Raw genomic sequence first — 15,015 nt, 5'->3', positions numbered from 1 at the left:
CGCACCGCGGGCCGCCCCGTGCCCCGGCGAGGTCAGGCCGGGAAGGTGAGGCCGCCGTCGTCGTCCCGGGCCAGCAGCCCGTCCGACACGAGCCCGGCCACGCACCGCGCCCACTGCGCGTCCTCGGGGCGGTGCGACCCGAGCCGCCCCCCGGCGACGACGACGGCGGGCACCTCCGCCTCGGCCACGCGACCGTGCTCGCGGACGGCGGCCATCACGGCCCCGCGCACCTGACGGTCCGTGCCGGCCCAGGCCTGGCCGCGCGGCACCTCCACCGGCGGCGGGGAGCCCGCCGCGACCCACGCGCACGTCTCCGCCAGGGGGCAGCGGTCGCAGGCGGGGGAGCGGGCGGTGCAGACGAGGGCCCCGAGCTCCATGACGGCCGCGTTCCACGCGTTGGCGCGGGCGGGGTCCTCGGGCATGAGGGCCTGGGCGCGGCGCATCTCGGCGCGGGTCAGCGACCTGCCGGGCAGGGCCTCACCCGCGACCGCGCGCGCGATCACCCGGCGCACGTTGGTGTCCACGACGGTCTCGGGGACGCCGAACGCGAAGCTCGCGACCGCCGCGGCCGTGTACTCGCCGATGCCGGGCAGGGCGCGCAGGGCGGCGGGGTCGGCCGGCACCCGGCCGTCGTGGCGCTCGACGACGGCCCGGGCGGCCTCCTGGAGGCGCAGGGCCCGGCGCGGGTAGCCGAGCCGGTCCCAGGCCGTGAGCACGTCTGCGGTGGGGGCGGCGGCCAGGTCCGCGGGGGTGGGCCAGCGCTCCAGCCACTCCCGCCAGCGGGGCAGCACCCTCACGACCGGCGTCTGCTGGAGCATGATCTCCGAGACGAGCACACCCCACGGGGAGCAGTCCGGGCTGCGCCAGGGCAGGTCCCGGGCGTGGACGGCGAACCACCCCAGCACCGCGTCGTGCAGGCGCGGCACGTCCACCGTGGGCGGGACGAGGGGGGCGGGCGCGGGCATGGCGTCCACTGTAGGGCGCGCTGCCGCCTACCCTGGATCGCATGCCGTCTCGTCCGACTTCCCCCGGGTCGAAGCCGTCCCCCGCCGTCTACCGCCGTCGGCGGCTCGTGGCCGCCCTGCTCGCCCTCGTGCTCCTGCTCCTGGTGGGGTGGGCCGTCGTGGCGCTCGTCCGCGCCGGGATCGGCGCCTTCTCCTCCGAGGACGCCGACCCCTCCGCCGCCCCGACGCCGGTGCACTCCCCGTCGCCCGCCCCGGCCACGGACGCCGAGTCCAGCTCCGCCTCGCCCACCGTGGCCCTCGAGGACGCCGCCGAGTGCCAGCCCTCGGACCTGCGGATCGCCGCCGCCGCGGACCGGTCCGAGTACCAGCGGGGCGAGGAGGCCGAGCTGCGCCTGGGCATCACGAACCTCTCCTCGACCCCGTGCCGCACGGATGTGGGCACGGCCCGGCAGGAGTTCACGATCCGCACGGCCGAGGGCGACGACGTCTTCTCCACCCGCATCTGCCAGGCGGACCCCGCGGAGGCCCAGCGGGTGCTGTACCCGCACGAGGAGCTCACCGCCGTGTACCGCTGGTCCGGCCGCGCCTCGAGCCAGGACTGCGGCCGCCTCGGCGCTCTCGCGGAGCCCGGGCCCCATCTGCTGACGGTCAGCCTCGGCGACGTCACCTCCCGCCCCGTCGCGCTGAAGATCCTCGAGGAGCTCGCCCCGGGGGCCCAGGACGGCGGCTCCTCGGCCACCCCCTCCTCGAGCGGCAGTGCCTCCCCGTCGGCGTCCGCCTCAGCTCCGGCGTCGGCCTCAGCCTCGGCGTCCGCCTCAGCATCGGCGTCGGCTTCGCCGTCCGCGGCACCGGCCACGACCACCGACCCGTCGCCGTCGCCGTCCCGCTGAGCCGGGCGCGTCGTCAGCGGCCGGGGCCGACCTCCGGACGCGCGGCCGGGCCGCCGCCGGTCCACGTGGGGATCGTGGCGAGGGCCTCGCCGATCGAGCCGACCTCCGCCACCGTGAAGCCCGCCGGGACCTCCCCGAGCGGCTCGGGGGAGCGGGGGACCAGCGCGCGGGTGAAGCCCAGCCGCGCAGCCTCACGCACCCGTCGCCCGATGCCGGGCACGGGGCGCACCTCCCCGGCAAGCCCGAGCTCGCCGACCGCGATCATCCCCTGCGGGACGGGGGCCGAGAGCTTCGCCGAGGCCACGGCGACGGCCACGGCCAGGTCCGAGGCGGGCTCCGAGAGTCGCACGCCGCCCACGGTGGCCACGTAGCAGTCGTCCTGGGCGAGGGCGAAACGGGCCCGGCGCTGGAGCACGGCCAGGAGCATGTTCACGCGCGCCGCGTCCACGCCGGAGACGGTGCGGCGCGGGCTGCCGCCGGCGGACGGGGTGAGCAGGGACTGCACCTCGGCCACGAGCGGGCGCCGGCCCTCGAGCGTCACCGTCACGCACGTGCCCTCGACCGGCTCCGAGACGCCCGAGAGGAACAGACCGGAGGGGTCGTCCAGGGACTCGATGCCGTCCTCCCGCAGGTCGAAGCAGCCGACCTCGTCCGTGGGCCCGAAGCGGTTCTTCACCGCACGCACCAGGCGCAGCCGTGAGTGGCGGTCCCCCTCGAACTGGCAGACCACGTCCACGAGGTGCTCGAGCAGCCGCGGGCCGGCGATGGTCCCGTCCTTCGTCACGTGGCCCACCAGGACCGTGGTGATCCCCTTCTCCTTGGCCGTGCGGATGAGGCTGGCCGCCACCTCGCGCACCTGGCTGACGCCCCCGGCGATCCCGTCCACCTCGGTGGACTGCAGGGTCTGCACGGAGTCCACGATCACCAGCTCCGGGTCAGTCCGCTCGATCTGCCCCAGCGCCCGGCCCAGGTCCGTCTCCGCCGTCAGACGCAGGGTCTCCGCGATCGCCCCGATCCGGTCTGCGCGGGAGCGCACCTGCGCCGCCGACTCCTCGCCCGTCAGGTACAGCACCGAGCGCGGACCGCCGCCGCCCGCGCCGCGCGCCGTCTGGGCGGCCACGTCCAGCAGCAGCGTGGACTTGCCGATGCCCGGCTCGCCGGCCAGCAGGATCACCGCGCCCGGCACGAGGCCGCCGCCGAGCACGCGGTCCAGCTCACGCACCCCCGTGGAGCGGAACGAGGCCAGCGTGGCGTCCACGTCCGCGATGCGCGGCGCGACCTCCGCGACCGTGGCCGCGCGCGTGCGACCGGTGGTCGACGTCAGCCCGATCTCCTCGACCGTGCCCCACGACTGGCACTCCCCGCAGCGGCCGACCCACTTCACGGTGGTCCAGCCGCACTCGGTGCAGCGGTATCCGGGGGCGCGCTTCGGGGCGGTCTTGGTGGCCATGCGCCCACTCTAGGAGCCGGGGCGGACGCGTTAACCGGCCCGCGCACGGCCCCGCTGTCGACCGCCGGGGCCGCGCTCCGCCGTCGGGCTCAGACGCGGGGCAGGTAGCCGCGCGCCTCGTCATGCTCGGCGCCCGTGGCCTCGATGAGGTCCACCATCATGGGCCGCAGCAGCATCACGAGCGCCTCGCCGTGCACGGATCCGCCGCCCAGCTGGTGCGGGTCCAACGCGGACGCGGACGCCCCCAGGGCGTCCCGCGCCACGGACAGCGAGCGATGGCGGCCCTCGGCCTGCGGCTCCACGAGGGAGCGGTGCAGGATCTCGACGGCGTCCGCGGCGTCGTCGAACCAGGCTGCCAGGCGCTCGCGGTCGTCGTCGTCGAACACGCCCTCGTCCAGGACCGAGACCACCCGCCGGGCCACGATCCGCAGGGAGCGCACCGCCAGGTCCGAGCGGTCCGCCGCGTTCACCGCGTCGTCCACGAAGGAGCGCGAGGAGCGGTGCAGCGGGTTGAAGAGGGTCTGCTCATGCGTGACGCGCAGCTCCTTGCGCAGCGCCTCCAGCGTGGTGTGCGTGCCGCGGCTGGCCACGAGCGCCATCCAGGCGGTGCGGGAGTCGTCCTCCCGCAGGGCCCGGGAGAGGTCGCGCAGCACCGTGGCGATCGAGTTGTAGAGCCCACCCAGCTGACGCACCGCGGGACGGCGCACGTCCTGGGGTGAGAGGAACGTGACGAGCAGGGCCAGGACGCCGCCCACGATCGCGTCCTGGCTGCGGACGAACGGCCCTCCCGCGCCGATGGGCAGGAGGACCACGAGGACGGACTGCAGGGACATCTGCATCGTGAACGTGGCGCCGGAGTCCAGGAACCGGGCCACCATCACGGACACGAACACGACCACCGAGGCCTGCCACAGGCCGCGGCCGAGCCCGACCATGAGCAGGTCCCCGATCAGGATGCCGACGGTGCAGCCGACGGCGACCTCGGCCACCTTGCGCAGCTTCGGCTCCCGTTGGAAGCCGAGGGCGATCAGCAGGGCGGTGGAGGCGAACAGGGGCTGCTGGTGGCCCAGGATGGTCTCCGCGAACCAATAGGCGCCCACCGCGCAGACCGCGACGAGGGCGGCCTGGCCCACGGAGGAGCGGACGCGGGACCAACCCGCACGGGCGCGCCGACGCAGGAAGCGGCCGAGGCGCTCCCCGCGGGTCTGGGGGTCGACCATCGGCACCGTGCCCGTGGCGGTGGCGAAGCGGTCCGTCATGCGGCCAGCCTAGTCCGACGCCGCGGACCCCCCGCCGTACGGGGCTCAACCAGGTATTGTGACCCACCGCACAGCCGAATCCCGCGAATGCCGCTCCCGTTCACCATCTGTTCACCCCGGCCGAGCACTCGATTCACCTCTGGACCGTACGGTCGAGTGCGGTGCAGAACCGGGCCAGCCGGACGCTCTGCCCTCACCGTCGTCATCCGATTGAAAGAGGCTCTTCGTGAAGGCTCTCCGCTTCGGCCGCTCCGCCGCCCTCCTGTCCGTGGCCGCCATCGCCCTGACCGCCTGCTCCTCCGCGGACAGCGGCAACGGCGGCTCCGATGCCTCCGGCTCCGCCGGCGGCGAGCAGGGCACCACCTCCGAGGTCCAGGGCAACCTGGTCGGCGCCGGCGCCTCCTCGCAGGAGGCGGCCATGACCGCCTGGACCCAGGGTGTCACCGAGATCGCTCCGAACCTGACCGTGCAGTACTCCCCGGACGGCTCCGGTGCCGGCCGTGAGAAGTTCCTCGCCGGTGCCACCTCCTTCGCCGGCTCCGACGCCGCCCTCAAGGAGGAGGAGGCTGAGTCCGCCAAGGAGAACTGCGGCGACGAGGGCGCGTTCCACGTGCCGGCCTACATCTCCCCGATCGCCGTGGCCTACAACCTGCCGGGCGTCGATGAGGTCAAGATGGACGCCGAGACCATCGCCAAGGTGTTCTCCGGCGAGATCAAGAACTGGAACGACGAGGCCATCGCCGCGCAGAACGAGGGCGTCGAGCTGCCCGACACCCCGATCACCGTCGTGCACCGTTCCGACGACTCGGGCACCACCGAGAACTTCACCGCCTACCTCACCGAGGCCGCCGGTGATGCCTGGTCCTACGACGAGGTCGAGACCTGGCCGTCCGACATCACCGCCGAGTCCGCCCAGGGCACCAAGGGTGTCGTGGGCCTGGCCTCCCAGACCGAGGGCGCTATCACCTACGCCGACGCCTCCGCCGTGGGCGAGCTGGGCACCGTGTCCGTGAAGGTCGGCGAGGAGTACGTGAAGTACTCCGCCGAGGCCGCGGCCGCCACCGTCGAGAAGTCCGAGGCCAAGGAGGACGGCTCGATCGAGCTCGACCGCGCCACCGACGAGTCCGGCGTGTACCCCGTCGTGCTGGTCTCCTACCACATCTACTGCAACCAGTACGAGTCGCAGGAGACCGTGGACCAGGTCAAGGCCTTCGCCGAGTACGTCGTGTCCGAGGACGGTCAGAAGACCGCCGAGGAGTCCGCGGGCAACGCCCCGATCGCCGAGGACACCCGCAAGAAGGCCATGGAGCGCATCGAGGCCATCTCGGTCAAGGGCTGATGTCGCTTCTTGTCGGCTGACCCACCGTCGCTTCGGCCGCCGGGCCCCACGGGCCCGGCGGCTGAAGCCGCGTCAGGGCGCTCGTTCGTCGCGGCCCGTCCATCACCATGCACGTCGAGCCGAGGGAAGGCACTGTGTCCTCAACCACCAACGAGGCGGCACCGAAGCCGTCCAGCCTGCGCGGCCCCCGCCGCGGAGCCGCCGGAGACAAGCTCCTCTCCGGCGGGGCCCTGGCGGCCGCCGTCCTGATCCTGCTCGTGCTCGCCTTCGTGGCGGTCTTCCTCCTGATGGAGGCATGGCCTGCCCTGCAGCCGGGCGCGGAGCTCGTGTCTGCGGACTCCTTCTTCCAGTACGTGTGGCCGCTCATGGCCGGCACCGTGATGGTGTCGATCATCGCTCTGCTCATCGCCACCCCGGTCGCGATCGGTGTCGCCCTGTTCATCTCGCACTATGCGCCCCCGCGCATCGCGCAGTCGGTGGGCTTCGTGATCGATCTGCTGGCCGCGATCCCCTCCGTGGTCTACGGCGTGTGGGGCTGGCTGACGCTCGCTCCGCTGATGGTGCCGATCTACGGCTGGCTCAACGAGAACCTGGGCTTCATCCCGTTCTTCGGCGGCTCGGCCACCACCACGGGCCGCACCCTGCTGACCTCGGGCGTCGTGCTGGCCGTGATGGTCCTGCCGATCATCACCGCGCTCTGCCGTGAGATCTTCACCCAGACCCCGAAGCTCCACGAGGAGGCCGCGCTCGGCCTCGGCGCCACGCGCTGGGAGATGATCAAGATGACCGTGTTCCCGTTCGCCCGGGCCGGCATCATCTCCTCGATCATGCTCGGCCTCGGCCGCGCGCTCGGCGAGACCATGGCGGTCACCATGGTGCTCTCCGGCGGTGTCTTCTCCTGGTCGCTCGTGGAGTCCGGCAGGAACCAGACGATCCCGTCGGAGATCGCGCTCAACTTCCCCGAGGCGTTCAACATGCGCCTGCACGAGCTGATCGCTGCCGGTCTCATGCTCTTCATCATCACCCTGGCGGTGAACATGATCGCCCGCGCGATCGTGAACAAGCACAAGGAATTCTCGGGAGCCAACTGACATGAGCACTGTCTCGACTTCTCCCCGGGCCACCGAGGACAGCGTGACGCCGCGGCGTCATTCCCTGACCGAGGGTCAGAAGCCCGGCTGGACCTGGATGGCCGTCGCAGCTGCCGCGGCCGTCGTCGCCGCCGGCCTGACCGTGCTGCTCAGCGGCGCCTTCAACGTGGTCGGTTTCATGATCATCGCCGCCATCCTCTACATCGCGGGGCTCTACGTGGCCACCCGCGTGATGGAGAACCGGCGCCGCGCCGCAGACGGCCTGTGTCGCAACCTCGTGTGGCTGGCGTTCCTCGTGGCCCTGGTGCCGCTGGTCTCCGTGCTGTGGTCGGTCCTCTCCGCCGGTCTGCCGACCCTGATCGCCAACCCGCAGATCATGGCGTACGACATGAAGGGCATCACCGGCATCGACGACTCGGCGTGGGTGGAGGACGGCAAGCCCGCCGGCGGGCTCGCGGGCGGTTTCGGCCACGCCCTGATCGGCACCGTCGTGATCACGATCATCGCGACCCTGATCTCCGTGCCGATCGGCATGCTCACGTCCATCTACCTGGTGGAGTACAGCCGCGGCGGCTGGTTCTCCCGGGCCATCGTGTTCTTCGTGGACGTCATGACCGGCATCCCTTCGATCGTGGCCGGCCTCTTCGCCTACGCCGCGATCACGTGGGTCCTGACCCTGGTCACCGGCAGCAAGTCCACCGCACTGCAGTCCGTGCAGATGGGTCTCACGGCCGCGATCGCCCTCTCCGTGCTGATGATCCCCGTGGTCGTCCGATCCACGGAGGAGATGCTCCGTGTGGTGCCCAACGAGCTGCGCGAGGGCTCCTACGCCCTCGGCGTGCGCAAGTGGCAGACCATCGCCAAGGTGGTCCTGCCCACCGCGATCTCCGGCATCGCCTCCGGCGTCACCCTGGCCATCGCCCGCGTGGCCGGCGAGACTGCGCCGATCCTCGTGACGGCCGGCTTCGCCACCAGCATCAACTGGAACCCGTTCGACAACTGGATGACCGCGCTGCCGGTGTACATCTACCGCCAGCTGGTCGCCCCGACCTCGCCCACGGCGGCGGACCCCTCGACCGCCCGCGCCTGGGCAGCCGCCCTGCTGCTCGTGACCATCGTCATGCTGCTCAACCTGGCGGCACGGTTCATCGCCAAGGCGTTCGCCCCCAAGAAGGGCCGGTGAGGTCCGGCCGCCCAGAATCCCCCGGGCGGCCGGCCCCGGCCCCGTCGCACCCCCCCAGAGACTTCCACGAAGGAACAGAACCACTCATGTCCAAGCGCATCCAGGCCATCGACGTCGATGTCTTCTACGGCAAGTTCAAGGCCGTCGAGGGCGTCAACATCGACATCGCCCCCCGCTCCGTCACCGCCTTCATCGGCCCCTCCGGCTGCGGCAAGACCACCTTCCTGCGCAGCATCAACCGCATGCACGAGGTGCTCCCCGGCGCCACCGTGGACGGCCAGCTCCTGCTCGACGGCGAGGACATCTACGGGCCCGGTGTGGACCCGGTCCGCGTCCGTTCCCAGATCGGCATGGTCTTCCAGCGCCCGAACCCGTTCCCCACGATGTCCATCCGGGACAACGTGCTGGCCGGCTACAAGCTCAACGGCACCCGCCTGAACAAGTCCCGTGCGGACGAGCTCGTGGAGAAGTCCCTGAGCGGCGCCAACCTGTGGAACGAGGTCAAGGACCGCCTCGACAAGCCCGGCTCCGGCCTCTCCGGCGGTCAGCAGCAGCGTCTGTGCATCGCCCGCTCCATCGCGGTGCAGCCCGACGTGATCCTCATGGACGAGCCCTGCTCCGCGCTCGACCCGATCTCCACCCTCGCCGTCGAGGACCTGATCAACGAGCTCAAGGAGGAGTACACGGTCATCATCGTCACGCACAACATGCAGCAGGCCGCGCGCGTGGCGGACAAGACCGCGTTCTTCAACATCCAGGGCGTCGGCAAGCCCGGCAAGCTGATCGAGTACGACGACACCGACGTCATCTTCAACAACCCCTCGAGCCAGCAGACCGAGGACTACGTCTCCGGCCGCTTCGGCTGAGCCGTCCCGCGCTCCGTCCCCGACCCCGTCCGGCCGCACGCCGGGCGGGGTCGCGGCGTCTGCGGGGCCGGGCGTCGTCGTCGGGCGCGGCCTCAGGCCAGCGGGACGAGGGCCAGCGTGCCGAGGAGGCCGAGAAGGGCGCAGGCCACCGGCGTGAGCACCCACCAGCCGACCACGCGCAGCACGGTGGGCCAGCGCACGGACGCGTAGGTCTGCGTCTGGCCGGCGCCCACGATGGCCGCCGTCGCCGTGTGGGTGGAGGACAGGGGCAGGTGGAACACCAGGGATCCGACGAACAGCAGGCCCGCGGGGATGACGGCGGCCACGGACGCCCGCAGGGGGTCGAGGCGCACGAGACGCTCGGTGAGGGTCCAGGCGATCCGCCAGGCGCCGCCCAGCGTGCCGAGCCCGACCGCGAGGGCGAACAGGAACGCGCCCCCCACGAACTCGGCCGTCAGGGCGTCCGGCGCCAGGACGGACCCGGACCCCACCAGCACGGCGGCCCACAGCACCCCCATGCGCTGACCGGCCTGCAGGCCGTGGCCCATGGCCATGGCGCTGGCGGAGATGCCCAACGCGACGCGGGCCCGGTGCTGGACGTTGACCGTGGTGCCCCGGGTGGCGAGCCGCATGGCGGGGGCGGTGAGCAGGCGGGCGAGCGCCCACGCGATCAGGGGCGAGAGCAGCAGGCTGAGCAGCACCTCGGCGCGGACGAGGTCGAAGATGGTGAGGGCGACGTCGATGTCCAGACTCAGGCGCACGGCGAGGTGGCTGCCCGCCAGCGCGGAGATCAGCGCGTGCGTGCTGGAGCCGGGCAGGCGCCGCCACCACAGCAGCAGACCCCACACGAGGGTCACCACGCAGGACACGCCCACGGCCAGGGGGCCGATCTCGCTGCGCACCGCGGGCGAGGTGAAGTAGTGCACGCTCAGCGTGATGAACCCGATGCCCAGCAGCGCGCCCACGGTGTTGACCGCCCCGGTCAGGAGGAGGGCCCCGCGCGGTGTCAGCGCCCGGTACCGGACAGGCAGCGCCGCGGCGTTGGGGGCGTCGCGGAACCCCATCAGCGCGCCGACGGCGCACAGCAGCACGAGGACGACGGCGAGCCCCGCGGTCACGGCGCCTCCACCGGCTCAGGACTCACGGACGAGCACCATGCCCAGGTCCATGTTCACGCGGGAGAGGGCCTCGAGCGCCGCGTGCAGCGCCCAGGCGACCTCGCGCTGGCGGTTGTAGTCGCGCTGCAGCAGGTCCATGCCGAGGTCGGCGAGCCACTCGACCATGATCCGCTCCGTGCGGCGGGAGGCGCGCAGCAGCTGCATCCACGTGGCCTCCAGGGCGTCGAGGTCGCGCATCTCGGCGGCGCCGCGGGCGAGCAGCTCGGCCTGACGACCCACGGTCTCGAGGACGTCGAGGGCGTGCGTCGGCAGCTCCTCGAGGTCGGCCCGCTGGATCAGCACGCCCGCCGACACGACGCGCCGGGTGGTCGCGTGCACGCCGCTGGCCAGCCGGTAGAGGTCCTGACGGGGCAGCGGAGTCACGTAGGCGCTGCGCAGCGCGGTGAGGAAGGCCATGAGGGTGGCGCTCGAGGACGAGTCGAGCTCCTCGAGCTCACGGGCGGCACGGTCCGCCTCGGGTCCGCGGGTCCCCGCGACCTGGGCCACCAGATGCACGGACCGGTGCAGGGCCTCGGCGAGGTCCGCCATGTGGCGCAGCGCCGGGGTGTCGCGCGTGACGAGCCAGGGCATGCGGGGGGACATGGGCAGCGGTCGCTCTCTCGTCGACGGGTGGCGAAGGGGTCGACGACGACGCCGGGCCGGGAACGCCTCTCGGCGGAAGGCCGCTCGCAGCGGCTATGTGTTGGAGCCCGGGGTTACCAGCGGCCCGGCGCCGTCCCCTTCAGTCTAGCGATCCGTCCCGAAACGCTCGACCCGCCGCCTCCAGGGCGTCGGCGGTGCTGACCAGGCGCGCGGCCCGGCGGGTGAGGGCGGCGGCGCGGTCCGGGGCGGCGGCCTCGGAGCCCTCGGCGTGCTCGACCTGGCCCAGGGCCACGACGCGGGCGTAGGCGGCGGCGCGCTCGAACGCGACGTCGATCTCGGAGCGGTAGGCGCCCGTGAGGATCGTGTCCGTGAGGCGGCGCAGCTCGGCCGGCCCCGGCGGCTCGACGGCGCCCGCCACGACGCGCGAGGCGTAGGCGGCGTGCCCCGCGCGGTACCAGGCGGCCCAGCGCTCGCCGTCGCGGGTCGTCGCCTCCTGCAGCGCGTACAGGCGCCACAGGGCGCCGGCGAGCGAGACGGGCGGGGCGTCTGCCCACAGCTCGGCGAGCGTCTCGACGCCGAGCTCGCGGACCAGCCCGACCAGCCGCTCGACGACGGCCGGGTCCTCCTCCGCGCGGCCGCCGGCCACGAGGGCGTGGGCCAGGCGCGAGGCCGCCGCGGCCACCTCCTGCGGGTCTTCGCCGCCGGCGAAGTGCGTGAGCTCCTGCGGTTCCGAGAGGCGGGGCCGGTGGGGGCGCAGCACGCCCGAGGCGCTCGAGCTGGCGCCGCGGCCGGCGGGCAGGCGGTGACGTGCCATGGGCGGGCTCCCTTCGAGGGCGCATCGGGGTGGGGATGTGGTCGCCGGAGGCGGCGGCCCCGTCCACGGTAGTGCCCCGGACGCCTGGGCTACCATCGGAGGGCACCCGCGAGGGTCGCCGTCGTCGGCCGCACGCCGTCGTCGTCGGCCGCGGGTGGGGGCCTTTAGCTCAGCTGGCAGAGCATCGGACTTTTAATCCGCCGGTCGCGGGTTCGATCCCCGCAGGGCCCACCGGAGAGCGGCCCCTGACCAGGCATGACGCCCGGTCAGGGGCCTCTCCCTAGGATGGAGCCATGAGCCCCACGCCCGCACCAGTCACCGAGACGATCAGTTCCGGCCACAGCGTGGTGTGGTCGCGCCCGCCGGCGGAGCGCGCGGGCACGGACCTGGTGCTCGTGTTCCACGGCTACGGCTCCAACGAGGTCCGCGCGGCGCGCCGCCACTTCCCGATGCTCCCGGAGCGGTGCACCGGCCTGGCGGTGCGCGGCGGCTTCGAGATCGACGAGACGGCCTCCGAGGGCCCGGGCGACCCCGGCGCGCACGGCTGGTTCCTGCTCGACCTGCTGCTGCAGTCCGACTTCGCCCAGGTGCTCGCCGCCGCCCACCGCGTGTTCGACGTGCTCTCCGCCGAGGAGGTCGTGGCGGCCGGCTTCCGCACGGTCTCGGTGCTCGGCTTCTCCCAGGGCATGGCCATGGCGACGACGGTCCTGCGTCTGCGCCCCGAGGCGTTCACCTGCGGTGTGGGCCTGAGCGGCTTCGCCGTCGACAACGAGCTGCTGGCCATGCTCGACTCCCCGGCCGAGGGACCGGGCCCGCGCCCGTTCTTCTGGGGCCGGGACGCCGAGGATCCCGTGATCCATCCGGACGCCGTCGCCCACACCCGCGCGTGGGCCGAGGAGCACACCCGCCTGACCGTGCGCACCTACCCCGGGATCTTGCACGGGACCGGCCCCGACGAGGTCCGTGACGTGCGCATCTTCCTCGAGCACTCCCTGCGCGCGGCGACGCCCGGGTCCTGACCGCGGGGGTCGCGCGCCGATACTGTGGCGCGCATGGCAAAGAACTCGACGATCGGCCGGTACGCGTCCGGGAAGGTGAAGGACTTCGGGCTGAAGTCGGCACTCGATGAGAACGGCGAGCCCACGGAGGGCTTCGAGAAGGCCCTCTCCACGGTGTTGGCGGTCCAGCGCCCCCTGGTCCTGAAGAACATCCAGCGCATGGCGGCGAAGCACCCGGGGGAGAGCCCGGAGCGTCTCGCCGAGCGGCTCGGGCAGCAGTACCTGACCACCGTCACGGGGGCCGGTGCCGCCGTGGGCGGCACCGCGATCGTCCCGGGCATCGGCACCGTGGCCGCGCTCGGCCTGTCCGGTGCCGCGGTCGCCGGCTTCATGGAGGCCACCGCCCTCTACGCGCAGTCCCTCGCCGAGCTGCACGGCATCACCACGCAGGACCCGCAGCGCGCCCAGGCCCTCGTCATGGGCCTCATGCTCGGCGACGACGCCAAGGAGCTGCTCCGCGAGGCCGCCGCCAAGGCCGGCCGTCCCTACGACCCGCAGTCCAGCCTCAACGCGCTCGCGGGCACCGCATCGGGCACCGGCATCAGCGCGTTCGTGGTGGATCGCCTCAAGAGGACGTTCATGCGCAAGATGCGCCTGCGGCAGGGTGCCGGCTTCGTGGGCCGCGCCGTGCCGTTCGGCGTGGGCGCCGTGATCGGCGGCGTGGGCAACCGCGCCATGGGCAAGGCCGTGATGGAGAACGCCGCGGAGCTCTTCAGCCCCCTGCCGATGGTGATCCCCGGCGAGATCCGCGAGGGCGCCGCACAGGGGCGCGCCGATGGCACCAAGGACGACGGCGGCGTCTTCGGTGCGATCCGTCGCGCCCTGCCCGGCGGCAAGGACGAGAAGGACGACAGGCAGAAGAAGGGCAAGCCCGCCGCCTGACGGCCCCGCCCCCGCGCGTCCGTCGCCCCCGCCCCCGCGCTTTCGAACGTGAGAGAGGCCCAATCTCACGTTCGAAAGCGCCCATTCGCCCCATTCCACGTTCGAAAGTGCGGGGCGGGAGCCGCGGCTCAGAGGAACAGCGTGGCCACCCCGTGGATCGCCAGGCCCGCGAGCGCGCCGACGACCGAGCCGTTGATGCGGATGAACTGCAGGTCCTTGCCCACGAACAGCTCGAGGGTGCGCGCGGTCTGCTCGCCGTCCCAGCGGGCGACCGTCTCCTCGATCACCCCGGTGAGCGCCGGGCCGTAGGAGCTCAGCGCATACGCCGCGGCGCGGCGGGCGTGGCCGTCCACGCGGTCGCGCAGCTCGGGGTCCTCCTGCAGGCGGGCGCCGAGGTCGCGCAGGGCGGCCACGAGCGCGCGATGCAGGTCGGAGGACGGGTCCTCGAGCGCGTCCAGGAGCGAGTCCCGCAGGGAGACCCAGGCCCGCCCGGCCCACGCACGCAGCCGTTCGTCCGCGAACAGGTTCCGCTTGAACCGCTCCACCGAGGCGCGGGTGGCCGGCTCGTTCCGCATCTCGTCGGCGAGGCGGTCGAGCCAGTCGTCGACGGCGCGGCGGGCCTCGTGCTCCCGGTCGCGGCGGATGCCGGCGAGATACTTGAGGGTCTCGGCGTGCAGTCGCTCGGCGAGGAGGCGGTCCACGAGGTCCGGGCTCCACTCGGGGGAGCGACGGCGCACCGTCTCGACGAACAGCTCGGGGTGGGCGGCCACCCAGTCCCCGGTGTGGGCGACCACGAGGTCCACCACGCGCTCGTGGTGCCGTCCGGCCACCACGTCCTCCAGCACGCCCGCGAGCGTGGGGGACCAGTCCGGGGCCACCATGTGGCGTTCCATCAGCTGGCGCAGCAGCTCCTGGACGGCGTCGTCGTCGGCCGCGGCCATGGCGCCCCGGGCCGCCGTGGCGATCTCCCGGGCGGTGCGGGCCGCGTTCTCCTCACGTCGCAGCCAGCCGCCGGCGGCCTCGGCCACCTTCAGTCCGTCGACCTTCTCGTGGGCGACCTCCGAGTCCAGGAAGTTCTCCTGCACGAACTCGGTCAGCGCGGCGCCGAGCTGGTCCTTCTTCCGCGGGATCAGGGCGGTGTGCGGCACGGGCACCCCCATCGGGTGGCGGAACAGCGCCGTGACCGCGAACCAGTCCGCCAGTGCGCCGACCATGCCGCCCTCCGCGGCGGCGCGCACGTAGCCCCACACCGGGTGGGTGTCCTGCAACGGGAACGCGACCACGAACACCACGGCCAGCAGGATGAGCAGCCCCAGGGCGACGGCCTTCATGCGCCGCAGGCCCGCCGCGCGTTCGAGGGCGCCGGCGCTGAGCAGCTGCTGGGCGGGGTCGGGGGAGAAGGACACGGGAGGCTCCTGATCGCGTGCACCGAATGGTCCCCACCAGTTAACCAGCCGG

14 protein-coding genes and 1 tRNA gene are annotated in these 15,015 nt (G+C 73.1%); 8 read left to right on the top strand and 7 right to left on the bottom strand.

Annotated features, from left to right (window positions below; genetic code table 11):
- Positions 1-32: 32 nt before the first annotated feature.
- Complete coding sequence (locus AUV08_RS01170; RefSeq protein ID WP_197459312.1) at positions 33-965, bottom strand: A/G-specific adenine glycosylase; 933 nt, start codon at positions 963-965, stop codon at positions 33-35.
- A gap of 41 nt (positions 966-1,006) precedes the next feature.
- On the opposite strand from AUV08_RS01170, the gene AUV08_RS01165 reads away from it, so the two are divergent.
- Positions 1,007-1,855, top strand: coding sequence for a hypothetical protein (locus AUV08_RS01165; RefSeq protein ID WP_061867599.1), 849 nt, complete (start codon positions 1,007-1,009; stop codon positions 1,853-1,855).
- 13 nt (positions 1,856-1,868) lie between these two features.
- On the opposite strand, the gene radA is transcribed toward AUV08_RS01165, so the two are convergent.
- Both radA and AUV08_RS01155 read right to left on the bottom strand, forming a co-directional pair.
- Positions 1,869-3,305 (bottom strand): DNA repair protein RadA, encoded by a 1,437-nt coding sequence (gene radA, locus AUV08_RS01160; RefSeq protein WP_061873059.1) that lies wholly within the window; start codon positions 3,303-3,305, stop codon positions 1,869-1,871.
- Between the two features lie 89 nt (positions 3,306-3,394).
- Entirely contained in the window at positions 3,395-4,564 is a 1,170-nt protein-coding gene (locus AUV08_RS01155) for an aromatic acid exporter family protein (RefSeq protein ID WP_061873058.1), read from the bottom strand.
- Between the two features lie 226 nt (positions 4,565-4,790).
- Between AUV08_RS01155 and pstS the strand changes: the two genes are divergently transcribed.
- The 4 genes from pstS to pstB all read left to right on the top strand — a co-directional run bounded on the left by pstS (position 4,791) and on the right by pstB (position 9,043).
- Positions 4,791-5,903, top strand: a complete 1,113-nt coding sequence (gene pstS, locus AUV08_RS01150) for a phosphate ABC transporter substrate-binding protein PstS (RefSeq protein ID WP_061873057.1) — start codon at positions 4,791-4,793, stop codon at positions 5,901-5,903.
- A 134-nt stretch (positions 5,904-6,037) separates the two neighbouring features.
- Complete coding sequence (gene pstC / locus AUV08_RS01145) at positions 6,038-6,994, top strand: phosphate ABC transporter permease subunit PstC (RefSeq protein ID WP_061873056.1); 957 nt, start codon at positions 6,038-6,040, stop codon at positions 6,992-6,994.
- Between the two features lies 1 nt (position 6,995).
- Entirely contained in the window at positions 6,996-8,177 is a 1,182-nt protein-coding gene (gene pstA / locus AUV08_RS01140) for a phosphate ABC transporter permease PstA (RefSeq protein ID WP_061867603.1), read from the top strand.
- Between the two features lie 86 nt (positions 8,178-8,263).
- A complete protein-coding gene (gene pstB, locus AUV08_RS01135; protein ID WP_061867604.1) occupies positions 8,264-9,043 on the top strand; it encodes a phosphate ABC transporter ATP-binding protein PstB in 780 nt (259 codons plus the stop codon).
- Positions 9,044-9,135: 92 nt separating this feature from the next.
- Here pstB and AUV08_RS01130 read toward each other — a convergent pair whose 3' ends face one another.
- The 3 genes from AUV08_RS01130 to AUV08_RS01120 all read right to left on the bottom strand — a co-directional run bounded on the left by AUV08_RS01130 (position 9,136) and on the right by AUV08_RS01120 (position 11,617).
- Complete coding sequence (locus AUV08_RS01130) at positions 9,136-10,161, bottom strand: inorganic phosphate transporter (protein ID WP_061867605.1); 1,026 nt, start codon at positions 10,159-10,161, stop codon at positions 9,136-9,138.
- A gap of 15 nt (positions 10,162-10,176) precedes the next feature.
- Positions 10,177-10,803, bottom strand: a complete 627-nt coding sequence (locus AUV08_RS01125) for a hypothetical protein (RefSeq protein ID WP_036314859.1) — start codon at positions 10,801-10,803, stop codon at positions 10,177-10,179.
- Positions 10,804-10,942: 139 nt separating this feature from the next.
- Positions 10,943-11,617 carry a hypothetical protein gene (locus AUV08_RS01120; protein ID WP_002856103.1) on the bottom strand — a complete coding sequence of 225 codons (675 nt, stop codon included), beginning with the start codon at positions 11,615-11,617 and terminating at the stop codon, positions 10,943-10,945.
- A gap of 158 nt (positions 11,618-11,775) precedes the next feature.
- Here AUV08_RS01120 and AUV08_RS01115 point away from each other — a divergent pair.
- The 3 genes from AUV08_RS01115 to AUV08_RS01105 all read left to right on the top strand — a co-directional run bounded on the left by AUV08_RS01115 (position 11,776) and on the right by AUV08_RS01105 (position 13,557).
- A tRNA-Lys gene (locus tag AUV08_RS01115) sits at positions 11,776-11,848 on the top strand.
- Between the two features lie 62 nt (positions 11,849-11,910).
- Positions 11,911-12,636, top strand: coding sequence for an alpha/beta hydrolase (locus AUV08_RS01110; RefSeq protein ID WP_036383543.1), 726 nt, complete (start codon positions 11,911-11,913; stop codon positions 12,634-12,636).
- 33 nt (positions 12,637-12,669) lie between these two features.
- Complete coding sequence (locus AUV08_RS01105) at positions 12,670-13,557, top strand: hypothetical protein (protein ID WP_061867607.1); 888 nt, start codon at positions 12,670-12,672, stop codon at positions 13,555-13,557.
- A 128-nt stretch (positions 13,558-13,685) separates the two neighbouring features.
- Here the strand turns inward: AUV08_RS01105 and AUV08_RS01100 are convergent, their stop codons facing one another.
- The gene (locus AUV08_RS01100; protein ID WP_061867608.1) at positions 13,686-14,963 is read right to left on the bottom strand and encodes a DUF445 domain-containing protein; all 1,278 of its coding nucleotides are present in this window, start codon (positions 14,961-14,963) and stop codon (positions 13,686-13,688) included.
- Positions 14,964-15,015: the final 52 nt, after the last annotated feature.

It is taken from the genome of Micrococcus sp. CH7, from assembly GCF_001595485.1.
In the GTDB taxonomy this organism is placed as follows: domain Bacteria; phylum Actinomycetota; class Actinomycetes; order Actinomycetales; family Micrococcaceae; genus Micrococcus; species Micrococcus luteus.
Note: the sequence above shows the minus strand (reverse complement) of the source record. Positions and strands in the feature narration are given on the sequence as shown.